This is a genomic window from Desulfosarcina sp. BuS5 (genome assembly GCF_028752835.1).
Lineage (GTDB): Bacteria > Desulfobacterota > Desulfobacteria > Desulfobacterales > BuS5 > BuS5.
In genome coordinates this window covers 1592778-1617360 of the sequence record NZ_CP087952.1, presented here as the reverse complement: position 1 = coordinate 1617360, position 24583 = coordinate 1592778, and the positions used below count along the sequence as shown (strand labels likewise).

The 24583-nt window shown below is 43.9% G+C and carries 17 protein-coding genes and 2 pseudogenes; 6 read left to right on the top strand and 13 right to left on the bottom strand.

What is annotated here, in order from left to right; all coding sequences use genetic code 11:
* Window positions 1-138: 138 nt before the first annotated feature.
* Complete coding sequence (gene ltrA, locus BuS5_RS08040; RefSeq protein WP_036019348.1) at window positions 139-1512, bottom strand: group II intron reverse transcriptase/maturase; 1374 nt, start codon at window positions 1510-1512, stop codon at window positions 139-141.
* Window positions 1513-2253: 741 nt separating this feature from the next.
* On the opposite strand from ltrA, the pseudogene BuS5_RS08035 reads away from it, so the two are divergent.
* Window positions 2254-2872, top strand: a pseudogene (locus BuS5_RS08035) (IS66 family transposase); the annotation flags it as partial.
* Window positions 2873-3227: 355 nt separating this feature from the next.
* Here BuS5_RS08035 and BuS5_RS08030 read toward each other — a convergent pair.
* From BuS5_RS08030 to epsC, 6 genes are all read right to left on the bottom strand, one after another.
* Window positions 3228-3356 carry a hypothetical protein gene (locus BuS5_RS08030; protein WP_255342837.1) on the bottom strand — a complete coding sequence of 43 codons (129 nt, stop codon included), beginning with the start codon at window positions 3354-3356 and terminating at the stop codon, window positions 3228-3230.
* Window positions 3357-3426: 70 nt separating this feature from the next.
* Complete coding sequence (locus tag BuS5_RS08025; RefSeq protein WP_027355003.1) at window positions 3427-5910, bottom strand: helix-turn-helix domain-containing protein; 2484 nt, start codon at window positions 5908-5910, stop codon at window positions 3427-3429.
* A 92-nt stretch (window positions 5911-6002) separates the two neighbouring features.
* A complete protein-coding gene (locus BuS5_RS08020) occupies window positions 6003-7259 on the bottom strand; it encodes an ATP-binding protein (RefSeq protein ID WP_027355002.1) in 1257 nt (418 codons plus the stop codon).
* Window positions 7260-7685: 426 nt separating this feature from the next.
* Complete coding sequence (locus BuS5_RS08015; protein ID WP_232223040.1) at window positions 7686-7982, bottom strand: transposase; 297 nt, start codon at window positions 7980-7982, stop codon at window positions 7686-7688.
* Between the two features lie 71 nt (window positions 7983-8053).
* Window positions 8054-8977 (bottom strand): cysteine synthase A, encoded by a 924-nt coding sequence (gene cysK / locus BuS5_RS08010; protein ID WP_027353802.1) that lies wholly within the window; start codon window positions 8975-8977, stop codon window positions 8054-8056.
* 98 nt (window positions 8978-9075) lie between these two features.
* A complete protein-coding gene (gene epsC / locus BuS5_RS08005; protein WP_027353803.1) occupies window positions 9076-10029 on the bottom strand; it encodes a serine O-acetyltransferase EpsC in 954 nt (317 codons plus the stop codon).
* Between the two features lie 878 nt (window positions 10030-10907).
* Between epsC and BuS5_RS08000 the strand changes: the two genes are divergently transcribed.
* Window positions 10908-11051 carry a hypothetical protein gene (locus BuS5_RS08000; protein ID WP_157487376.1) on the top strand — a complete coding sequence of 48 codons (144 nt, stop codon included), beginning with the start codon at window positions 10908-10910 and terminating at the stop codon, window positions 11049-11051.
* Window positions 11048-12685 (top strand): GTPase HflX, encoded by a 1638-nt coding sequence (gene hflX / locus BuS5_RS07995; protein ID WP_027353804.1) that lies wholly within the window; start codon window positions 11048-11050, stop codon window positions 12683-12685. The genes BuS5_RS08000 and hflX overlap by 4 nt, the downstream gene beginning before the upstream one ends.
* A 78-nt stretch (window positions 12686-12763) precedes the next feature.
* Here the strand turns inward: hflX and BuS5_RS07990 are convergent, their stop codons facing one another.
* Window positions 12764-13285: a hypothetical protein gene (locus BuS5_RS07990; protein ID WP_084445901.1), complete on the bottom strand. Its 522-nt coding sequence runs from the start codon at window positions 13283-13285 to the stop codon at window positions 12764-12766.
* Between BuS5_RS07990 and BuS5_RS07985 the strand changes: the two are divergent.
* Window positions 13239-14123: pseudogene (locus BuS5_RS07985) on the top strand (ATP-binding cassette domain-containing protein); the annotation flags it as partial. The gene BuS5_RS07990 and the pseudogene BuS5_RS07985 overlap by 47 nt on opposite strands.
* A 312-nt stretch (window positions 14124-14435) precedes the next feature.
* Here the strand turns inward: BuS5_RS07985 and BuS5_RS07980 are convergent.
* Window positions 14436-15701: a DEAD/DEAH box helicase gene (locus BuS5_RS07980; protein ID WP_027353805.1), complete on the bottom strand. Its 1266-nt coding sequence runs from the start codon at window positions 15699-15701 to the stop codon at window positions 14436-14438.
* Window positions 15702-16115: 414 nt separating this feature from the next.
* Between BuS5_RS07980 and BuS5_RS07975 the strand changes: the two genes are divergently transcribed.
* Together BuS5_RS07975 and BuS5_RS07970 are read left to right on the top strand one after the other, a co-directional pair.
* Window positions 16116-17324: a radical SAM protein gene (locus BuS5_RS07975; RefSeq protein WP_084445908.1), complete on the top strand. Its 1209-nt coding sequence runs from the start codon at window positions 16116-16118 to the stop codon at window positions 17322-17324.
* A complete protein-coding gene (locus tag BuS5_RS07970; RefSeq protein ID WP_051374753.1) occupies window positions 17321-18529 on the top strand; it encodes an MFS transporter in 1209 nt (402 codons plus the stop codon). The genes BuS5_RS07975 and BuS5_RS07970 overlap by 4 nt, the downstream gene beginning before the upstream one ends.
* Here the strand turns inward: BuS5_RS07970 and BuS5_RS07965 are convergent, their stop codons facing one another.
* The 4 genes from BuS5_RS07965 to groL form a co-directional block, all read right to left on the bottom strand.
* A complete protein-coding gene (locus BuS5_RS07965) occupies window positions 18530-20674 on the bottom strand; it encodes a DNA translocase FtsK (protein ID WP_027353808.1) in 2145 nt (714 codons plus the stop codon). It lies immediately after the preceding gene.
* A 45-nt stretch (window positions 20675-20719) separates the two neighbouring features.
* Window positions 20720-22369, bottom strand: coding sequence for a ribonuclease J (locus BuS5_RS07960; protein WP_027353809.1), 1650 nt, complete (start codon window positions 22367-22369; stop codon window positions 20720-20722).
* Window positions 22370-22386: 17 nt separating this feature from the next.
* On the bottom strand, window positions 22387-22719 hold the full coding sequence (locus BuS5_RS07955; protein WP_027353810.1) for a hypothetical protein: 333 nt from the start codon (window positions 22717-22719) through the stop codon (window positions 22387-22389).
* Window positions 22720-22901: 182 nt separating this feature from the next.
* Window positions 22902-24557, bottom strand: a complete 1656-nt coding sequence (gene groL, locus BuS5_RS07950; protein ID WP_027353811.1) for a chaperonin GroEL — start codon at window positions 24555-24557, stop codon at window positions 22902-22904.
* Window positions 24558-24583 lie beyond the last annotated feature (26 nt).

Sequence of the window (24583 nt, the reverse complement as noted above, 5' to 3'; positions counted from 1 at the left end):
GGTTACCCGACGCCCCCCCTACAGACCCGTACGTGAAGATTTCCCTCATACGGTTCCTCGGTTCAAATCCTTTTTACCGGATTATCAACCAAACAGGCGACACCCCGTTTGGCGTATAACTTTGCAGCCCTTACGGCATCAAATATTATGGACTATTCTGGGTAATGGCAGTGGGTATGTTGTGCGCAAGTCCTCGAACATTACTTCGCCCTTGTGACTTCTTCGGCTTAACCATCGACGCCATGCTTTCTCAGTATATTCAAACACAACTTCCAGCACTTTGTAGTTACTTATTACTCCAAAGTACTGGTAAAAACCTCGCAGTTTACTGCAAAGAATCTCATACTGCTCGGCCATTGGCTTATGACGGTTATCCTTGCACCATATCCATATTCTCTTCATAAAACGGCTTGAACGCTTTCTTGCCGTCTTTTTCTTTATTACCATGTACCCTTTTAATGATTTTGACCAGTAAAATGTAAACCCTAAAAAATCAAACGTCCCGTTTCCCTTTCCGCTAATGCGTTTGGAAAATCGAATCAGTTTTGTCTTTTCCGGGTGAAGTGACAGCTCGAACTGTTCGAACCGCCTGGGTAATACATCCATGACACGCAATGCGTCTTTTTCATACTCGAACCCGAGGATGAAATCATCCGCCCAGCGTATGATGGAGCATCTCCCTTTCATCCGGGGGATCACTTCTTTCACGTACCAGTCATCTAAAACATAATGAAGAAAGATATTACTGAGCACAGGGGAAATTACTCCTCCCTGTGGAGTGCCCGTTTCAGAGTACGTCAGGTTGCCTTCCTCCATTACGCCTGCATTCAACCACTTCCCTATCAGGCGAATCATTCCGCCGTCACTTACTCTCCGACGTATCATGTCTTTAAGTAACTCGTGATTAATATTGTCAAATAGTCCTGTAATATCTGCGCTTACTATCCAGCTGATATTCTGCTTCAAGCATTGCTCACGTAAATCTTTGATTGCCATGTGTTGGCTCCGACCTTTTCTGAATGCATGGGAAAAATTGTAAAAATTCCTGTCAAATATGACATTCAATATGGCTGCTGCTGCTTTCTGGACAATTTTATCCTCAAGTACAGGTATGCCAATTGGACGCTTTTTCCCTCCTTCCTTGTCTATCCAGATACGCTTTACAGGAGACGCAACGTACTGTCCTCTCCGCAGTCGTTCATACAGATTATAGAGGTTTTGATCAAGATTTTCGGCATACTCCTTTGCCGTAACCTTGTCCACTCCTGCAGATTTGCTTTTCCGAATTTTACGAAAGGATTGTTTCAGTAAATCAAAGTCTATCCGATGGACTACTGATGTAAATACCAGTTCAGGATTACTTTGAGCAAGCAGCTCGATTTTGATAAGGGATGACCCACCTGTTAACACCGGTGGTTGTCCCCATTCTATCGGTCTGGAATTGCAAGCGACCGTTCTTGCAATTTCTCGGCTTTTTGTTGATATGGTTTGTGACATCTGTGTATCTCCCATAATTCCTGCCAAAAAAACGTTATACCCTGCTTCACCTTCCCTGCAGTGGGTCGCTTGGGCATCACTTCCCCACCTTTCCGATCAAGATAGTTCAATTCTTAATCATCGGTACTATGATCTGCTAAGACTTCCGAATGTTTATCTCAGGTTCGTTCGCTCTTCGCTATCCTCCCCTGATACCTTGTATCGCCCATCTTTTAATGTTTGTGTTTCTGCCAATGGCAGACTCGTTGCAAGGCGGGACATTCCTATGCAACGCCGGGATTTCGCTTGCGCTGGATTTCCTGTTACCGTTCTTTTTACCCAAGGAAACATCCGGGTCTCCCAAGTTCCCGAGCTACCCCTTTGAGTACATGCCCTGGTCTAAGACCCCGGTGGTGTCCTGAATACTTGCCTTAGCATATTCAGGACTGCTGCCTTCCGCTGTCTCCAAAGCGTCGGCTTTTTCCTGCAAGCAGGATTATCACAATGACCACAACCATACATTTTTCGGGGCTCAATACAGAGCCTGCAATCTTGCTCCGTCCAGCTCCAGACTCCCGTTACCGGGTTTACCTGTGGACTTCGCTACTGACCTGCTGGTTAGTCTTTAGTCAGGTGGGACTATCTTAACATCAATGCCAGAGCAAGCCCTGCAGAGATGAAGGAAACAAACCGTTTCCCGAGCACCCACTTGGTAACAATATCGAGTTTCAAAGACCTTGTGTCTTATCCCAACGATTCGGATTTATCTTGGCACGAGGAGTACTGGGTTGTGATTATTTTTCGGCGTATCAGCAAGTATATGAAGGATTTTAACGTTACTATACAGTTTTGTATCGCCCACTTGATTCGGGACATCCGGTTTTTAACAACTTTGCCAGATAAAGAAACAAAAGCATATGGCGAAAAACTTCTGGATGAAGTCCGAAATATGTTCAAGGTTATTCATGATCGTGACAATATAATCCCGGAAGACTTCACCAATGCTCTTGAAAAGGCTAAGGCAAGAATTATTACAGCAGCCTTGGAGGATGTTCCGAGTCGACTGAATAAAGACGGTAAAGAAGAAAAACGGGAAGCCAAAAATATGGCCAACCGATTCCGCAAGCATGGTAAAGAATATTTTGAATTTATCACAACTCCCGAAATAGGCCCTACCAACAATGTGGCAGAACAGGCAATCCGATTTATCGTAATAGATCGTTACGTAACTCACGGTACACGCAGTATCAAAGGACGAAAAAGTTGCGAACGGTTATGGACTGTAATTGCAACATGCGCATTACAAGGCCGATCAGCATTCAATTTTATATTGGAAGCAGTTAAGGCGTACTTCAAGAATGATCCCGCCCCATCCCTTATACCTGATACCTCATAGTGAATTTACGATAGGAATCCCTCGGAATCAGTCTATTAAAAAACCTGGAGTTGATTTGACATTCCGCCACTGCGTGATCGACTGGCCACTGATTTCGAATATTCCGTGTATATTTCGCAGAGGACAATCATAGGTGATGCGCTTATTCTTACACTGATCATGAAATGAGAACGAGATTTCCTAAGTAGTGATCAAATGCAAGAATTTCTTTTTTTGTCTCTTTATAATCCAACATCCTCATCAAAGATGAATCGGTAGGCGTAGTAGTATATCCCTAAGATTTTTTCATCCTTGAAGACAGCGATACTATATACCGTTTATTCATAGGCCCAACCATTTCCTGCCATTCCAATATTTAAAGGGGGCATTTATACCCGTGAACGGTTACCAATGGCTTAGCTCTTTGCATGCTCCAAAGTTTTCCAAGAGTTACGTCTTTCAGCATACGGTAATTTTTAATCCTGAATCCTTCTATTTTTGCCATAGTTATTCTTCTTCCATTTTCGTTACCGCCTGCTCGTAACCGATAAAAAAAATTGGTCTTTTCCCTGATCCTATTCAGATTCCAGGTGTTTCCGGTAGGCCAGCATCATTCTGATTTCTCCATAAGAATAGTCATCTCCCAGGGCATTTTTTACTTCTTTGAGGGAATTATTGTGATCTACCGCAAGTTCCTTTTCAATGGCCTGTTGTTTTTCAGGTGAAAGGAGCTTGTTGATATCCAATTTGCCTTTTTCTACAAAAAAAGCCAGATGCCCTTCAATTGTAGATTGTACCAGGCCTCTTTCTTGTGCAATCCGGTCAACAGTTAATCCTTTATTGAACATATCAAGGCTTGTCTGTTTCGTGTCGGAAGGCGAAGCCTCTTTGTTTGTAGTGGTATTTTCTCCCGAAAGTGTTTTAATATCCGGCAGTACGACTTCCTTTATCCCGTGTTTTTTGCGATAGGCTGAAACCAGTTTCACAAGTTCTTCGCCGTATTTCTGAATAGTTTTTTTGCCGACCCCATTTATTTTTCTTAAATCAGCAGTATTGTCGGGCAGACATACCACAATCAGGATCAATACCCGTTGATGTAAAACCTGAAAAAGGGCAACTTCTTCCTCCCTGGCCTTGCGGAAACGCCAGTCCTTCAGGGTCTGGAACAGCTCTGGATGGGCAATGTCCGATTCGGTGTAGGCCGGGGTGGTATGTTTTTTTTCTTTTTCAGGGGTAAAGTCAATTTCAGCGCCTGAAACAGCGCGCAGGAAACTGGACGGTGAAAATCCTTTTTCACAGCATTCTACTCCAGCTACCTTTACGGCAACTTCTTTTTTAAGTTTGCCCAAAGCATCCCCAATTTTTTTGCGGAGTTCGGTATTGTCTGTTTCGACATGCAATTTTTGCACTGACTCCTCAAAAATTTCGGCAAACTTTTTCTGAAACCATACGGACGCCTTGCGGATCCGTTCCAAAATAACTGCATCTGACTCGGGCAGGCCTCCATCCGCAAAAATTGTGCGTAATTGCCGCTTAAAATTTTCACTGGTAATAAAAATATCTTTGGCAGCCTTTTGTTCCAGTTGGCGAATATCTTCAACTCCTGATACCTGAACTACTCTGGCGTTACCCAGCAAAAGCCGGGCAAGATAATTGAGAAGGTTACGCAATCGTGAAAAATCAAAACAATCAAGCAATAGCTGCTGCTGGTAGCTGATTTTAGCTGCCTGAAGCCGGCTTTCCGAGGGAGGGTTTTGCTGATTTTTTTCGTCAAAGCTCATTATTGCTTCGTCTGTTTTTATTCCCCTGGATGAGATGGGAGAGCTCAGCACCATGCCCTCGATAGTTTTACAACGGCTCAAGGCCACGTAAATCTGACCATGGGTAAAGGCTGCTTTGGCATCAATAATGGCCTTTTCAAAAGTCAGCCCCTGACTCTTGTGGATGGTGATTGCCCATGCAAGTTTCAGTGGGTATTGCTTGAATGTGCCGATTATATTCTCTTCAATCTCCTTGTTTTTTTCGTTCACTGTATATTTGATATTTTGCCACTCGACCGGTTCAACCACGATTTCCTGCTTGTCGTCGGGGCAGATAACGCTGATGTTTTTGCTCGAAATTGTGCTTATTTTACCGATTTTACCATTATAATAGAGTTTTTCAGCAGAGGGATCATTCCGCACAAACATCACCTGCGCCCCCTCTTTAAGCAGAAGAGTGGATAAGGTCGGGTGTATATGTTCAGAAAAATCTCCGGAAATTTCCGCTTTGAAACGGTGTTCTTTTTTGGTCAGGGCCTTAAGTTTGGTACGATTGATGGATTCTGCGCTACGGTTGTGGGTGCTCAGGGTAATATAGCCCTGATCTTCGCCCGGTTTAAAATCCTGAATGTAACGCTTATTAAAATCCGCTATGGATGATTCATCAAGCCGGTTGTCACGTACCCGATTCAGGAGCTTGATAAAATTGGCGTCTGACTGGCGATAAATATGCTTCAGTTCAATAGTAAGAAATTCAGTAAGAGCAAGCGCTTTGCTGCTGAAGAAATAAACCGAGTCATAATGTTGATTTAAAATATCCCATTCATTTTGCCTTGCCACCGGAGAAAGCTGATGCAGATCACCTATCAGAAGAAGCTGCACCCCGCCGAATGGCTGGTTATTACGGCGATGACGACGCAGCACAGCATCCACCGCGTCGAGTAAATCGGCCCGTACCATACTTATTTCGTCAATCACAAGCAAATCAAGGCTTTGTATAATCCTCTTTTTTTCTTTGCTGAATCTGAACTGGCGCTGCTTATTACTCTCATATGCCTCGCTGCCAGGCACAAACGGGCCAAAGGGCAACTGAAAAAAAGAATGGAGTGTTACCCCGCCGGCGTTGATCGCCGCAACACCGGTTGGAGCGGTGATAACCATCCGCTTAGCCGTGTTCTTATGCAGATTATATAGAAAGGTTGTTTTGCCGGTGCCGGCTTTACCTGTCAGAAAAATATTGGAGCCTGTGTACTGGACAAAGTCGTTGGCGAGTTGCAGTTCATGGTTTACTTGGGACATGGTTTTCCTGGTCATGCGCTTTGTTATCGTTTTTTAGTAATCTGACAGACCCAAACCGGTGCTTCAAGCATGGGCCGGTGATACTGACACTATCAATTCTCTCCATGGGGTTGCTTTGCGGCAAAGATGGTTAATTTAAGTTCCGCATCATCCAAAAGAAGATATTCCGGCCTGCGTCCGGAAAGCTTTGCACTTTCAGTGATGATAATCGGTACTCCTTCGCCGCGTTTATCCATAATAAAACTGCGCTGGCTGCCCATGGCATTAACATTCATTGGGCAGCGGGCCAGGAGAGAGCTGAGCAATTCGTTGCGCGATGATTGCCGTTCTGAAAGGCTGCCCACGGTCATTGTATTGGAAATGCTTCCCGGCGAGAAAATTTCCAGCCTGTCTGCAAAAAGATGCAGCCTGATTTTTGACCCGTAAATGGAGTAGTCCCGATGAACCACAGCGTTCACGACCGCTTCAAATACGGCGTTCATGGAAAATTGAGGAGTTTCGATTCGATTCGGCGCTTTGATGGCATAAATTCGCATGTTACGTTCAATAAATTTGCAAGCTTCTTTAATCTGAACATCTAAAGGTCCGGTAATATCTTTGGCATCCAGTTGATAGGACGCGTTCCGCTCGGTGCCGCGATAGCAGACAGCCTGTATAAAAGCGCTCGACATAAACGATTCTGGAGCATCACTTGCCATCAATACGCCGCTTACCGTAGGGCAAAGAATATTCTCCTCATCCCCGGAAATCAGTTTCATTTTTTCCAAAAACTCTTGATCATCTGTTGGGGAAATAACCGTTCTAAACCGTTTCCATAGTTTAGGGTCCAAGTCATCAAGTTTTGCATTTGGTACCGTCTGCTCGTCGAATCGAATCAACCGGGTCTGGCTGCGTTGTTGAAACAAACGCGCCAACACATCCGGCTTCATCTGACGTTTTGAACTGCCGATCCGTCTGAAATAGCCACCCGGACTTTGATGCACAAAAAGGCTTCTGGGGATATCGACGCGAATAATCACCTTTTCACTGCCATCTTTCGCCGTGATTGGCATCTTGCGAATTACACAATCCAATGGCGGCTCAACCAGATCATTACAAATACTCCGCAACCATGTTTCAACGATATCCAGCTTGTTCTGTGGTATGCCATGTATGGTCTTTGATTTATCATCCACACCCAGCAGGACGACACCTGTATGAGTATTGGCCATGGCCGCGAGTTCATCTGCCATGCTGTTTCGGTGCGGACCGGTGATCTTATCTCCACTGAATTTAACGGTTTTCAGTTCGAGAACGGAATCTTCACCGAGGGAGATTTGTTTTATGATATCTGCCGTATTTTCAAGCATGAGACACCTTCACGTATGCTTTGCTTCCGGAATTCAGGGAAATTCAGGGGACACCATACCTATTTCTTCGGTTTTCGCCCCGGTTTTTTAAGTTTTAGCGTCACACCCAACGATTTTTCCAATTTTTCAATAAATTGGATATTCCCGGCTGGCCGACCGGTTCTCTCATGTTTTTGCAATCGACTCCGCATTTTTGCTGTAATACTTTCCGACAAGAATTGAGCCCAATCCTTATTTACCAATTGAATTAAAGATTGTGTTTTCGCGAAGCTTATTTTCGCCACCATTAATATGAGCGAAAGCACTGCTCTATGTCCAATGTGTTGGATCTTTTACAAGGTTTGCCCTGACTGGATTCATTTCAATATAACGGGCACATGCCAACAAATGAATTTCATCCAAAACATAAGAAGCAAACCTGCCTTGCTACAAATGTCCCTTCCAGCCTTCACGAAAATTGATCATTCGCGAATACCGCCTATGGGCCTCTCCAATTGCAAGCATTAACGATTCTTTGGTTTCAGGGACAGCAATTAAATGGACGTGATTAGGCATCAGGCAGTAGGACCATATTTCTACTCCATGGGCATCGCACCATTCCTTCATCAAATCGATATAGGCAATATAGTCCTTATCAGAAAAAAAGGTTTCTAACCGTCTGTTCCCTCTTTGAGTGATATGATGTGGCATCCCCGGTGCCACTATTCTTGCTATTCTTGGCATAGCCTTCCATAGGATAATTGCAATTTATAGTCAACAATAAATAGGTATGGTGTCCCCCTAATTCTGTCCCCCTAATTCAGAAAAAGATCGGTGCTTAAATATCTTTCTCCTGTACTCGGAAGAATGACGACAATCTGTTTTCCGGTGATTTCCCTGCGTCCAACAACGCTAAGTGCAGCCCAAACTGCAGCTCCGGATGATATCCCGCATAAAATACCTCTTGTTTTTGCAAGCATTCTCGAGGTATCAAACGCGTTATCATTGGTCACAGTGACTACTTCGTCGATAACAGATAGATCAAGTATTTCAGGAATAAAGCCTGCACCGATACCCTGTATTTTATGTGAGCCCGGCTTTCCCCCGGATAAAACAGGAGAATCCGCCGGCTCCACAGCAATAACTTTGAAATCAGGCTTACGTGACTTTATCACCTGCCCTATTCCAGTAATAGTACCGCCGGTACCCACACCTGAAATAATCATATCGACCTTGCCGTTTGTATCATTCCATATTTCTTCCGCGGTGGTTTTCATGTGAATCTTGGGATTTGCGGGATTTGTAAATTGATTCGGCATGAACCCCTTATCTTCAGAAGCAATAATATTATTTGCTTTTTCAATAGCGCCTTTCATACCGTCTTTACCCGGTGTAAGAACGAGTTCGGCACCGAGATGTTTCAAAAGCTTTCGTCTCTCAATGCTCATGGTGTCAGGCATTGTAAGGCAAAGGCGATAACCCCGTTCCGCACATATAAATGCCAGGGCAATGCCGGTATTTCCGCTTGTGGGCTCAACAATAAGCGTTTCCTGATCCAGCAGTCCTTCTTTTTCTGCCGCATCGATCATGGAAGCAGCTATCCTGTCTTTTACACTCCCCAGGGGATTAAAGTATTCCAGCTTGAGAAGGATATTATTATTAAAGCCTTTTTCTTCCTTATTGAGCTGTACCAATGGTGTTGAACCGATGGTGCCTGCGAGATTTGAAAAGATTTTCATAAGCATCCCTCTTTATTAAAATCCTGCAATGATATATGCATAATGTGCTGAATCCCTGCGACACTTTCAATTGGTAATAACCGATAAAAAAGCGATGTTCAGGATTTATATATCAGCTTCGGTTCCTCGAGAATCACTTTTGTATCCTTGGGAACCGATTTTGTAATCCAGACATTACCTCCTATGACAGACCTGGCTCCTATAGTGGTTGAACCTCCAAGAATTGTGGCTCCTGAATAAATAATGACATCGTCTTCTATGGTCGGATGGCGCTTTCTTCCTCGATACCTGTTCCCTGCATCTGCTGGAAGCGAATGCGCTCCAAGGGTTACGCCCTGATAGATGCGCACATTTGTTCCTATTGCCGCAGTTTCACCGATGACAATGCCGGTGCCGTGGTCTATGACAAATCTTTCTCCTATATCAGCCCCGGGGTGAATATCAATTCCTGTGATGCTGTGAGCATATTCGGTCATAATTCTAGGGAAGAGAGGAACATCATATTTAAAAAGCATATTGGCAATCCTGTAAACCGTAATGGCAAAAATCCCCGGATAACTGAATATGATTTCATCATGGCTTTTTGCAGCCGGATCACCTTCATATGCTGCGCGGACATCTGTTGCAAGAATTCTTCGCAAAGCCGGTGTAGCTTTAAAAATCTCAAGGCTGATACTCTGCCCCCTTTCATTACAGTCGGAACAATCTTTATCATATCTTAAACAGTCGCGCCTGATACTGTTTGTGATCTGTTCAGCAAGAATATCAAAAAGTACTGAAACAGATTGCCCGATTCTATACTTAAGATTTGAGGGGTCAAGTTTTCCCACGTTAAAATATCCCGGGAAAAGAATTTCCTTAAATCTGTTTATAATCTCAACAACAGAGTTGTTTGGAGGAATGGGATCATAGTCAATGTAGGTATAGCAGGCTTTATCTTCACAGGTTGCTATAATGGTTTCAGCAATTGACGGTAGCTGTTTTCTATATATTGAAGCATCATATATATCTGTCTTGCATCGCATTTTCTTTTCTGTAGTATGATCATTCATGACACACTATCTCCTATTTATGGCAGTGCGAGTACCGAATATTTTCGGCGATTCGAGGTATCCTATTAAAATTTCGGGGTAAACGCCGTTTAATCTCAAAAATCAAATTTTGAGCATTAATAAAAACAGTAAGTTATAATTTCAACTTTCTGGTTTGCGGTTAATTCGGTAGTCAAAACCCTGAAGGGGGGTTAAATATACCAGCCCAGGGCAACGCCCTGGGAAATATTATATTGTGCCCTTTCAGGGCTAAAAAGCTTTTATAAACTCAACTTTCGGGGTTAAAATGTGCTTCAATAATTTCAATATGTTAGATGTCTAAAATCGCAAATTTTATAGCATTAAAAAGAGTTTTTATAAACTATATTTTAGAGATATTTCTACATAACATCTTGAAGTTATATAAAATTATATATCTGCATCAAGTCCGAAAGTTGAGTTATAATAATATATCATTGATATCATAAAATTCTACCCCGGAATTTGAATAGGATACGATTCGAGTTTAACCTACCATGTTTTATCCAGTAATATATTTTACCATAAACGGAAACGCCTGCATAGACCGGATTTACCAAGACAAAGTTAATAGTCTTACAACTGGCTGTAACTCATTTAATTTTCAATAAAAGATTTGTAACGGACAAAGGAATTTTTCTGATCGAAGAGCCTATCCGGATTCGTACATGAGGCCGGAATGAAAAATCGACTTTTGTCCTCGTTCCTAAGGTGTAACCGGCTGAGAACATCAAGAGATTTTCCTTGTAATAGGTTATTGTTTTGGATAATTATTAATTTTGAAGGGAAGCCCTTGATGTGGGTATTTTAATAACAAGTATGCCGATAAATACATTTATTCCGAATGATCCTGAATTCAGATGACAAAAAAAATCGGGGGATACGGGCATTTGACAGCCGATCAGCTACATTTTACAATTTCCGATAATGCTGAATCCGGCGGAAGAGATTTTCTCAGTCTTTATATCCCATCACGCACAGGGATTGTTCTACAGCCAATATGAAAAAAATTTTTGGGAACATTGCCGGACTTAAGGCAAATCAAATCAAAAAGCTTGAAAGGCTATATCGGCGCCGTGTACCCGTTGAGTTTCTTGTTACGCCGGAACTTGCCCGGGAAATATGCGATCTTTCATTTAAGATTAAAAGACAGGTTGGAATTCTTGTTAACCGGCTCGGAAGGATAGATTATATAATAGTTGGTGATCACCAGCAGATTTTTATTCCCGATTTAAGTGATTATCGAACATATCCTGGGCGCTTAAAGGGACTGAGATGTATACATACTCATTTTGATAATGAGCCCCTTACACGGGATGATATCACCGACCTTCTGCTTCTGAAGCTGGATATAATGGCTACCGTAAATATTTCGGAAGAAGGCCGCCCGGCTATAGTTCATATCGGTCATATCCTTCCGAACAGTACTGACGGTAATTTTTATCGAATCCAGACATTAAGATCTGAACAGCTTAATATAGGATGCCTTGATCTTATTAATGCGGTCGAAGATGAACTCGCCCATGCAAGAACTTTATATGAAGCGGATAAAAACAGGGAGCGCGCTCTTCTTGTCAGCATTACAACAGACTCCTCGGTACATAAAGCCGAAGAAGGTCTGGATGAGCTGCGTGAGCTTGCCAGGACAAGCGGCATTGAAGTTGTGGAGACTGTAATACAAAGGCGCAAAAGAATAGATCCCCGCTTTTTGATGGGACTCGGCAAGCTTCAGGAAATTATTATTATTGCTCTTCAGAATGCTGTTACCATGATCATTTTTGATCAGGAATTGAACCCCTCCCAGACACGCTCATTAACAGATAAAATTGATCTGAAAGTAATAGACAGAACCCAGTTGATTCTTGATATATTTGCCCAGCGCGCTCAAACAAGAGAGGGCAAACTGCAGGTTGAACTGGCGCAGCTCAAGTATCTGCTTCCGCATCTTGTTATAAAAAACAGGGCAATGTCACGCTTGACCGGGGGAATAGGTGGGAGAGGACCGGGTGAGACAAAACTGGAGATCAACAGGAGAAGGGTACGGGACAGAATTGCACGCCTTGAAAAGGAGGTTTCCCGTGTAAAAAAACAGCGCCGCCAGCAAAAAGCCAGGCGCAACAAAAAGGGTCTGCCGATTATATCGATAGTAGGTTATACCAATGCAGGCAAATCTACCCTGTTAAATACCCTTACAAAGAGCAAAGTAATAACGGAAAACCGCCTTTTTGCAACCCTCGATCCTGCCAGCCGGCGCCTTAAATTTCCAAGGGATGTGGAGGTAATTTTAACCGATACGGTCGGTTTTATAAAAGATCTGCCCAAGGAGCTTATGGTGGCTTTTCGAGCAACCATGGAGGAACTGGAGAGCGCCGATCTGCTTTTGCATGTTATAGATATCAGCAACCCGTATTATAATGATCATATCGAATCTGTTGAAAAAATACTTGTCAGCTTAAAACTGGAACATATTCCAGTAATTAATGTGCTTAACAAAAAAGACCTGGTTGACAATGAGACCCTGCTGAACATTAAATCCAGGCTTGACGGAATCCCTATTACCGCCAAATCCGATTCCACCCTGACATCACTTATTAACAAGATGCAGGCTGCTGTTAAGCAGAGAGCCTTTCCAGTATAGTGGATCCCAAAAATATAACAATCATAAAGCATAAAAAGTATTTCACACTTTTTACATTTAAACCGGATTCCCCTGCGGCTATCGTCTCTCTCTGAACCGTCGCTGCTTTCCCTTCGCCCCGTTCTTGAGCGGCATGCGCGGCTCGCCACCACCGGGTGGCAGGATAAGCTTGTCCTCCGAGGCGACCCATACAAAACGTGACTGCGATTTACCCCCCTTATAGGCGGGAACCCGGAAACGGCGCACATGGAAGCTGCAACTCATCAAAATCTGTTCGAATTCCTTACTCGGCTCAGCCGACCACACAGCCAGACAACCCTGTTTGCGCAGCGCTCGGCGACAAGCCAGAATTCCTTCACGATAGTACAAACGGCGGTTAGATGAATCGGTCATCGCGCTGGGATCATTATCGATATCCAGCAGGATCGCATCAAATCTGTCCTTGGAATGTGAAATAAGCTCGACGATATCCCCCGTCTTCAGGTCAACTCGTTGGTCCCCCAACGGCTGGCCGTTGAGTTCCCCGAAAAACTTCCGATTCCACTCGACTACATCAAACCGGCAGAAGACCTTGCAGCGGGAATTGGAATGGATCAACATGTCACCAAAAGGCCGCCAGGCAAAGGGAAAGGCACGCGTTAATGCTTATGAAACACTCTTAAGCCAGAATTATGAAAAAGGGGCCAAGGATCTTGAAATATATATTCCACCAGGACCACGTCTTGGAAAGGTAGTTATTCAAGCAGAAAATCTGAGCAAAGCATATGACGATCGTATTCTCTTTGAAGGAATGACATTTGCTTTACCTGCGGTAGGTATTGTCGGCGTTGTCGGTCCTAACGGCGCAGGCAAAACAACACTCTTTAAAATTATAACCGGTTTTGAAAAACCTGATTCCGGAAGCATTAACATCGGGGAGACTGTTCAACTCGCCTGGGTTGATCAGGAACGTGATATTCTTAAACCAGACAAGACAGTATGGGGATTGATTTCCGGGGGTAGGGATATGGTTGAGCTTGGGAAAATAGAAGTGAATTCAAGGGCATATGTTGCCCGTTTTAATTTCTCGGGATCAGATCAGCAGAAAAAAGTAAAAATGCTTTCAGGGGGCGAGCGCAATAGAGTCCATCTTGCTTGTACGCTCAAAGAGGGCGCCAATGTGTTGCTTTTAGACGAACCTACAAATGATCTTGATGTGAATACAATGCGTGCCCTTGAAGAAGCGTTGGAACATTTTGGAGGCTGCGCAGTTATTATCACTCATGATCGCTGGTTTCTCGATCGCATAGTCACCCATATTCTTGCTTTTGAGGAAAACAGTACTGTCATCTGGTTTGAAGGAAATTATTCAGATTATGCAGAGGACAGAAAAAACAGGCTTGGCAAGGCATCTGAACAGCCCCATCGGATCAAATACAGACAGTTGACAAGAGGATAATACAGAACTGGATGCTGAAAATTGCTATTATTATCGTTTCCTATTTAAATTTCGTGGTAAACGCTGCTCAATACAAAAAGTTAAATTTGAAGTATAAATAAAAACAATGAATAGCTTGGTGGATTCGTAGCTTACGCTCCTTAATCCACCCTACGATTTACAAAATGGAAAAATTTGTAGTTTGTAGGGTGGATTAAGCGTAGCGAATCCACCAAAATTGATCCAACAATCGAAAACGAAATATCTGCTATGGGAAATTATCGTCGCGTTACCACGAAATTTAAACAGGATACGAATTATAAACGATTTCAGTTAGGACGATTTCTTGCAAAGGACAGGCTTTTGTTTTCCGGATTTGCCTTTTCTCTTTTTTTTCCAGTTTTCATTGGCCTCTATCAAGGCCATTACATCATGTTGCCGACTGTGAAGTTCCAGGGTTGCGGTGTAGTCCCGTTTACTCACAGTCATCTGTTCAATGGGCGCGTTCAAAAAATGTTCAATGGCGTCAAGGCCCTCTTTTTCCCCCGGGCTGCAAAAGGATATGGCTATGCCCTTATTAGTGCCCCGGCCGGTACGCCCCACCCGGTGGACATAATACTCGGGTTCTGTGGGAAGGTCGTAGTTGATCACGACGGTTACGTCCGGGATGTCGATACCCCTTGCGCTGACGTCCGTGGCGATCAGAATCCTGCAGGTGCCCTGCCTGAATGCGGCCATGCCTTCGGAACGTTCCGCCTGGTCTTTGTCTCCATGGATGGTTACCGTGGGAATGCTCACCCGTTCCATGGCCTTATATACTCTTTCGGCACGGACTTTGGTCCTGACGAACACGATGATCTTGGCGTCCGGGTTATCGTTGATATAACGTTCCAGGAAAAAGCGTTTGTCATCCATATCCACAAACACCACTGCATGAGACACATTTTTCGACACCCGATCCTCAGGCGAAACTTGAATCCGGATGGCCGAACTTTTCACTTGGGAAAAAGCCAGTTTTTTGATTTTTCTGTTGATGGTGGCTGAAAAGAAAAGAGTCTGATGCTTGCGGGTGAGTTTGTTTTTGATCTGTTTGATATCTTCGATAAAGCCCAGGTCCAGCATGCGGTCCGCTTCATCCAGGACCAGGGTGTTGATGCTGTTAAGCCGGATGTGACCCTGGCTGATAAGATCGAACATACGACCCGGCGTGGTAACCAGAACATCAATGCCGTCCTGAAGTTTTTTTATCTGGGCATCCTGTTCGACCCCTCCGTAAAGGGCGAAAATTTTCACCCGGGTATGTATGGCCAGTTGGTTGAAGACCTCGCCGATCTGCATTGCCAGTTCACGGGTGGGCACCATAACCAGGCATTTTATTCCCATGGACCGTTTGCTGGTTTTGGCCGTATGGATTTTTGCGATCACCGGAATGGCAAAGGCCGCAGTCTTCCCGGTTCCCGTCTGGGCAATGGCCAGCACATCCTCTCCTTTCAGGATTGAGGGAATGGATTTAAACTGGATATCCGTAGGCCGTTTAAAACCCATCCGGGTCAGATTTTTCTTTATTTCGTCTGAAATCGAATATTTGTCAAACTTCATGATACCCTTCCCTCTTTTAAATGTATATCAAATTTAACGCTGAATGCCGATAAATGCAATGTTAAAGTCAAGGTTGAGCCACAACTGTTTTTTAGTATAATTCCTGCACGTGTTGACAGGTATGCACCTTTACATGAAATATTTGAGGATTTGCATTGGGTTGATATTTTTTGGCCTTGTGCAAAATTTTAAAATCAGGTAATTATCTGACAATCTATAAATAATACAGCATAACTTTTTCCATTCTCCCCGGCATAGCCGGAGGTTCAGCCTGGGAATCAATGATCTGACCATATAATAAACAGGAAAAAAAGCATTATCAAAAAAGGAAATAAAAAAAACAGACTTATCACTGCCATTGTGGCGAATCACAAGGGTGAAATCTTCGATCTTGAAGGTTATGCGGCAGTAGGGATGGCAGGATCATCATTTGTTCCACTAAGCACTGATAATACCATCGAGATGCCTTATGGGGGCGAACTTATGCTGCTCCCAGACAGAGGGCCGGTCTTGTATAATATTGAGAAAGGCAGGCTCGAAACCCTTTATGAAAACCCATTTGAGCCGAACAGGCCGATATTTCCGGTGGCAGCATTTAACTCACCCGGATATGTAATATCCTATATAAGCGCTTATCAGGAGAATGAATCCGCCGAATACCTGCCTCTTTTTTCATATGGAGCGGCAGGATGGCATAATGGCGTTTTCAGATCCGCGGCCATCCTTGTGGACAGTGAGCGACGCCAGGATATCAGACTGATGAAACATGAGGATGTAGTCAGCGGAGTCAAAAAAATGCAAATAACGATGCCAGGCAACAGATTGCGGAAGCATCTTGAAAAATGCGCCCTGGAATACGGATGTCCGGCCGGTAAAAATTTTTTTTTAGAAAGATTTGAAGCGCCCTTACCTGTTTCTCAATATTGCAATGCCAGGTGTCTGGGATGTCTCTCTTTACAAAAAAACAGCCAAATTCCATGCAGCCAGAACAGAATAGCCTTTACCCCTGCCCCTGAAGAAATAGCGGAAATAGCAATTACACATATTAAGCGTGTCAACCATAGTGTTGTCAGCTTTGGGCAGGGCTGTGAGGGTGACCCCCTGATGGCGGCAGATGTAATCGAACGGGCAATAAGGATAATTCGCTCAGCCACATCAAAAGGGACAATCAATGTGAATACAAACGGAAGCAAACCGGACGCGGTTAAACGGCTTATAAACGCTGGGCTTGACAGTATCCGAATCAGCATAAACAGTTTTCAAAAAAAATGCTATACTACTTATTTCAGGCCTGTAGATTATTCTTTCTCAGACGTAAAAAAGAGTATAGATACAGCCTTGGGGAAAAAAAAGTTTATATCTGTTAACTATTTAAACTGCCCGGGCTTTACAGATACGCCGGAAGAAATGGAGGCCCTGACCCAATTCATGGAAGAACACCCGGTCAGCATGATACAGTGGAGAAACCTTAACTTTGATCCTGCCCGATACTGGAAAAAAATGTGCAGTAATTCACGGCAGGGTATGCCGGCTGGCGTTGAAAGAGCATTAAGCCGAATTAAAAAAAAATTTCCCAACTTAAAATATGGCTATTTTAACCCTCCCAAAGAACGTTTTAAATGATCAATCTTAATAAAAAAATTTTTTCCACCCTCTTCCTGTCAATCTTTGCTGCCGTAACCGGAGTAGGCATTGTGGTTCCGCTGCTGCCGGTATACGCCCATGACCATGGCGCCGGAGGTTTTTATATAGCGGCAATATTCGGGTCCTTCTCATTTTCAAGAACAATTCTGCTACCCTATTTCGGCAGGCTGTCCGACAAAAAAGGACGTAAAAATATTATTGTAGCCGGTCTCTTCGCCTATGCCCTGGTCTCCGTAGCATTCTTGTTTGCCGACAGTATAAACGCACTTATTATTATACGTCTTTTGCAGGGTATGGGATCAGCCATGATAATGCCAGTCACCCAGGCCTATGTTGGAGATATTACGCCTCAGGGCAAAGAAGGCTGGGTCATGGGATTGTTTAACATGTCGGTATTTTTCGGCCTCAGTTTCGGGCCTTTAATAGGTGGTGTAATTAATGATGCCTTCAGCATTAATGCCGCCTTTATCTGCATGGGATTTCTTGCCCTGGCAGGATTTTTCCTAAGTCTTTTTCTGCTCCCGCCTGTCAAATCTGAAAAAATATCCTGCCGCAAAAAAAAACCTATAGCATGGAAACTTCTCCTTAAAGACCAGGATATTATCGGTCTCTCTTTTTTCAGATTTTCCTATACAACCTGCATTGGAATTATATGGGGATTCCTGCCGGTTTTTGCCGATTTTGAATTTTCCCTCTCCAGTTCATTAATCGGAGTCCTGGTAATGCTGGGAGTAATGGTCAGCGGATTGCTGCAGATCCCCATGGGTTATCTTGCAGACAGGATGAACAAAAAAATAATGGTTGCCTCCGGAGGGATTATAACCATCTACGCTCTCTTGTCTTTTACCTGGGCAAACGGGTTCAGAGATCTTTTTATTGCCGATGCCCTTTTCGGGCTCGGCGGGGGAATCTCCACGCCGGCCTTGATGGCAATGATAGTAATCAAAGGGGAAGAATCAGATGCAATGGGCTCTGTTATGGGCCTGGTAACAATGGCGCACAGCTCCGGTATGCTGGCAGGGGCTTTTCTGGCAGGTTTGATGATGGACTATTTTAAATTGAGTCAGTCTTTCACCCTGGGCGCTGTTGTCATGCTGGCGGGAATTACCCTTTTTACAATTAATACGCAGAATGTCAAGAAGCAAAACCGTATGGCGCCTATCCATGGTAACGTCAAAGTTTAATTACATATCCTCATAACCACGCACCAGCACTTCACGTGGTTTGGCGCCATCTGAAGGTCCGACAATCCCTTCCCGTTCCATCATCTCGATGATTCGGGCTGCCCGGTTATATCCTATACGCATCTGGCGCTGAATCATCGAAATTGAGGCGCGTCCTGTTTTTGTTACAAAAGCGACGGCATCATCATACCGCTCGTCATGCTCCTCGTCATCCGCAAGATCCTCTCCTTCCGGTGAAACTTTGGTAACTTCCATATTGTAGTCCGGTTTTTTCTGACTTTTTAGAAAATCAACAATCCTTGTTATCTCACCTTCCGAAATATAGGCGCCATGAACCCTTTGCATTTTTGAGGTACCTGGAGGCAGAAGGAGCATATCACCGTCTCCCAGGAGAGTCTCTGCCCCGTTTGCATCAAGGATTGTCCTTGAATCGGTTCGGGAGGAGACCTGAAAAGTCAGCCGAGCCGGAAAATTTGCCTTGATAATACCTGTCAGCACGTCCACCGAAGGCCTTTGTGTGGCAAGGATTAAATGCAGACCGGCGGCCCTTGCCATCTGCGCCAGACGTGTCAAGGCAATCTCGACATCTTTGGATGTGACCATCATCAGGTCTGCCAGCTCATCAATAATTATGACAATAAAGGGTAGTTTTTCAGGAGGCTCACCGTCCTCATTTTTATCTTCCTGGTTAATTTTATGGTTATACTGCCTAATATTCCTGACCTTTTTTTCCGCCAGAAGTTCATATCTTCTTTCCATTTCCTGAACAGCCCAGAAAAGAGCATTGGTGGCTTTTTTCACGTCCGTTACCACCGGGGTAATCAGGTGTGGTATGCCATTATACATGGAAAGCTCAATTCTTTTGGGATCCACCATAATCAGTTTGACTTCATCCGGATTAGCCTTGTACAGCAGGCTGCAAATCATGGCATTCAAACCTACGCTCTTACCGGTTCCCGTTGCGCCGGCTATTAAGAGATGCGGCATTTTTGCAAGATCAGTGACAACCGGATTGCCTACAATATCCTTGCCCAAACACAGCGCAAGACCGTTGCTCATCTTTTCAAAATTCTTTGATATCACCACATCCTTAAATATAACCATCTGTCTTGAAGCATTAGGCACCTCAATTCCTATTGCCGCTTTGCCGGGAATAGGGGCCACAATCCTGATGCTGATTGCTTTCAGCGCAAGGGACAGATCGTCTCCCAGATTGACTACCTTGCTGATCTTGACGCCTGGAGCCGGTTTATATTCAAAAGTTGTAACCACGGGCCCCGGAGATACTGTAACAACACTGCCATGCACACCAAAATCTTCCAGTTTTTTTTCAAGCAGTTTCGACTGCACCCGCAGGTTTTCATCATCGCATGACACGAACTTATCTTTAGAATCATCCAGAAAATTTATAGATGGCAGCTTAAAACTATTATCATCGCCCATAAAACCGAACATTTCCTCTTTATTAGGCGGAGCTGTCTTAACCGGCCTATCATCATTTACCCTTATTGTAATTTCCCGCTCTTTGTTAGCGGCCTTGTTATTTTTATCTGTTTCTCTTTTTTTTTTCTTTTCTCTTTTTACCGGCCTGTTTACATAAAAGGTCTTAATTCTATCAGCAACGGCAACGGCCGCCTGCCGGCACTGTTTTATAAAATTAATCATGGAAAAACCGGTAGACATTATTATTCCAATAAGCCACAAAAGTATAAGGACCAATGCGGCTCCAAAATTATTGCAAAACTTTACTAAAAATAATTTCAAGGGAATGCCTATAATTCCCCCGGATGAGAACTCACTTCCGAAGATCGAATAATAATTACCGTAAATCGCAAATAGACTCCCGGTAGTTATAACCAGCAAAAACCCCCCGAACAAGGTGGGAGCCATGCTTTTTGCAGAATGACCGCCAAAGAAATGTATACTCGCAAATAGCAGGATAAGGGGAAACCAGAAAGCTCCCAATCCAAAGAGACCCACCAGGATTCCAGCAAAGTGGGCGCCGAAAAGCCCAAAAAAATTTTTGATATGTTTTGAAGATGTTACGTGGTGAATGGAAGGGTCATGCGGGCTGTATGACAACAGGCTTATCAATGTAAGCACAACTAGAAAAAAATATATAATTCCGATTATTTCTTTACGCATATTGGAAACCGGCTATGGAACGGGGGAATTATTTCGTTCCCGTTCCTATACTTCAATTATAAAAGGCAATATAACGGGGCGGCGCTTTATGGCATAGTAAAAATACTTTTTCAGTGTTTTTTGTATATTCCGTTGAATCTGCTCAACCCTGTCAGGCACATCAGGTCCGATCTCTTCCACGATCTCCAGGATTACACATTCGGCATCCTGAAGAAGATGACCTGTTTCAGTCTCAAACACAAAACCACGGGAGAATACTTCCGGCCCATAAACTATGAAGCCTGTTTCCTCATCCAGAGCCATAGTTACAGCCACAAAGCCTTCCCGGGACAGACTCCTTCTCTCTTTAAGCACGCTTTTCCCCACATCTCCCACGCCCTTGCCGTCAATCAGCACCCTGCCTGTTGTAACTTTCCCACCAAGCATTACGCCGTTTTCATCAAATTCGATTATCTGACCATTTTCTGCAAGCAAAACATTCTCTTTTTTGATCCCCACCTCTTCCGCCAGCCGCGAATGGAGTACCAAATGCCGGTATTCTCCATGAACAGGAATAAAATATTCCGGCTTGGTAAGGTTAATCATCAGCTTCAGCTCTTCCTTAAAAGCATGACCGGAGATATGAATCATGGAAATCTTTTCATAAATAACATCTGCCCCGCGTCTGTAAAGCTTATTAATAATATTTGTTATGTCCCTTTCATTTCCTGGAATGAATTTTGAAGAAAGAATAATTGTATCATCCCTCTTGATCTTTACCCCGGAATGCCTCCCTTCGGCCATACGCGTAAGGGCGGACATCGGCTCTCCTTGACTTCCTGTCATAATCATCAAAATCTTGTTGTTTGCAAGGCTGTTGATCTGTCCCACATCGATTTCCATATTATCAGGCACATTCAAGTAACCTAGTTCACGGGCTATTTTTACATTGGTCTCAATGCTTCGCCCTATGAAGGCTACTTTTCTTCCTCTATATCCCGCTATATCGATTATCTGCTGTATCCTGGAGATATTTGATGAAAAAAGGGCAACAATCACACGCCCCTTAAGGCCTGCGGTAATTGCTGAAAGCGTCTTGGCAATCTCCTGGGAAGATTTTGTATATCCTTCTCTTTCAACATTGGTGGAATCCGAGAATAATGCCAGCACACCTTGTTCGCCGCATCTGGCAAACCGGTTTACATCGGTTTTGATTCCGGCCAGAGAGGAACTGCTGATTTTAAAATCTCCTGTATGAATAATGCGGCCATAAGGAGTCATAATCGATATGCCGACCCCGCCTACAATGCTGTGGTTGACGCTGATGAATTCAAGTTCAAAGTCACCGATTTTAAGCGTTTCATTCGTTGTAATTACATGCAGCAAGGCGGATGCAATCAAACCATGGTCTTCGAGTTTATTCTTTACAATACCTATGGTAAAACTGGTACCGAAAACGGGTACATTAATCTCCTTAATAAGATACGGCAAAGCTCCTATATGATCTTCATGCGCATGGGTTAAAACAATTCCCAGTAATTTTGACCTGTTCGCTCTAATATAGCTCATATCCGGTATGACCAGATCGACTCCCAGCATATAATCTTCAGGAAACATCAGCCCTGCATCTATGATAAACATCGAGTCTTTATACTCAAAGACCATCATATTAAGTCCGATTTCACCGAGTCCGCCCAAGGGAATAACTTTAAGCATAATATTTTTATCTTCTTTCAAGTAGTTATATCAAGCTGTTCGAATATCGAATCTGCAAGCCTGACAATCCAGTTACGCTGTGCCTCGGTTGCATATCCGATACAGTCGCATCTTATCCTGGCTTTAGTGCGCACCAGCAGTTCAAATGATATACAAGTCTCTTCAAGTTCCACAGCAAAAAAGAAAGGCCGGCATTCTGTATGCGCAGCCTGAACATCAGTTAACAAATCATCATCAAGAGGTATCCAGTAAAGACCGCCAAGATCCGAAAAGCTAAAATGATCATCAAAATATCTTTTGATTTTATCGTATTCGACCAGTCTGAGTTCATCAATCCTGTATTGTTTCATGAAAAAATTCCTACCATAATTACTTTTTATATACAAGAAGCATATAGAAATGGTTCATGGTTTGTCTCTTTCCCACGCTTCCAATGTGGACCTGTTACACAAACAAAAAAGCCCCTATGTCTTAAACCGGACACAAGGGCTTTTTTATTACTTTGATAATGGCTTTTTCAGAATAAACGGTTTTACATCATTCCGCCCATTCCACCCATTCCACCGCCCATTCCACCGCCCGGAGGCATCATGGCGCCGCCGCCTGCGCCTTTATCTTCAGGCGTGTCGGCAATCATGGCCTCTGTGGTCAGCATGAGGGAGGCTACGCTTCCGGCATTCTGCAGAGCAAAACGGACAACTTTAGTGGGATCTATTACTCCCGCCTCAATCAAGTCCTCGTATGTATCTGTGGCGGCATTATAACCAAAAGCACCTTCATTCGATTTTACCTTATCGATCACAACTGAACCTTCCAGCCCGGCATTGTTAACAATCTGCCTTAAAGGCTCTTCGATGGCGCGCATAACGACCTTGACACCCATTTTCTGGCTGGCATTGACTTCAATTTTGTTCAAAGCATCAATGCAGCGCACCAGTGCTACACCGCCGCCTGGAACAATACCCTCTTCAACTGCTGCTCGGGTAGCGTTAAGGGCGTCTTCCACACGAGCCTTTTTCTCCTTCATCTCTGTCTCGGTTGCCGCGCCGACATTAATAACGGCTACGCCGCCGATCAACTTGGCCAGACGTTCCTGAAGTTTTTCACGGTCGTAATCGGATGTGGTCTCTTCTACCTGGGCGCGAATCTGTTTTACGCGTCCCTCGAGAGATGCGCGTGATCCGGCACCGTCAACTATTGTTGTATTGTCCTTATCCAGGGTAATACGCTTGGCCGATCCAAGATCATTAATAGTAAGATTTTCAAGCTTAATGCCCAAATCTTCGGATACAACCTGCCCGCCGGTAAGAATGGCAATATCTTCAAGCATGGCCTTTCTTCTGTCGCCGAATCCTGGAGCCTTGACAGCCGCGACATTGAGTGTTCCCCGCAGTTTGTTGACAACCAGGGTTGCAAGAGCCTCACCGTCAACATCTTCGGCCATAATAACAAGAGGCTTGCCCATCTTGGCGATCTGCTCCAGGATAGGAAGAAGATCCTTCATATTGCTGATTTTCTTCTCATTGATCAGGATATAGGGATCTTCGAGAGATGCGATCATTTTTTCAGCATCCGTCACAAAATATGGAGAAAGATAACCGCGGTCAAACTGCATACCTTCAACAACCTCAAGGGTCGTATCCATACTCTTGGCCTCTTCTACGGTAATCACGCCTTCCTTGCCGACCTTGTCCATGGCTTCCGCAATTATATTGCCGATTGTTTCATCGCTGTTGGCTGATATGGTACCGACCTGGGCAATTTCACGCTGATCTTTGGTGAGCTTGCTGATCTTCTGAAGTTCCTTGACGGCAACTTCAATAGCTTTATCTATGCCGCGCTTTATGTCCATCGGATTATTACCAGCCACAACAAGCTTCTGTCCTTCTTTATATATAGATTTGGCAAGTAATGTTGCTGTTGTTGTTCCGTCTCCGGCCATATCACTGGTCTTGCTGGCAACCTCTTTTACCATCTGGGCACCCATGTTTTCAAACTTGTCTTCAAGTTCGATCTCTTTGGCAACAGTTACTCCATCTTTTGTAACTGTTGGTGAACCCCATGATTTATCCAAAACAACATTTCTTCCCTTGGGGCCGAGGGTTACAACAACCGCATCGGCTAATGTTTCAACACCCTTAAGCATGGCTTCACGGGCTTTAACATCATATTTGATCTCTTTAGCCATCTTGTTAGATCCTCCACGATATATTT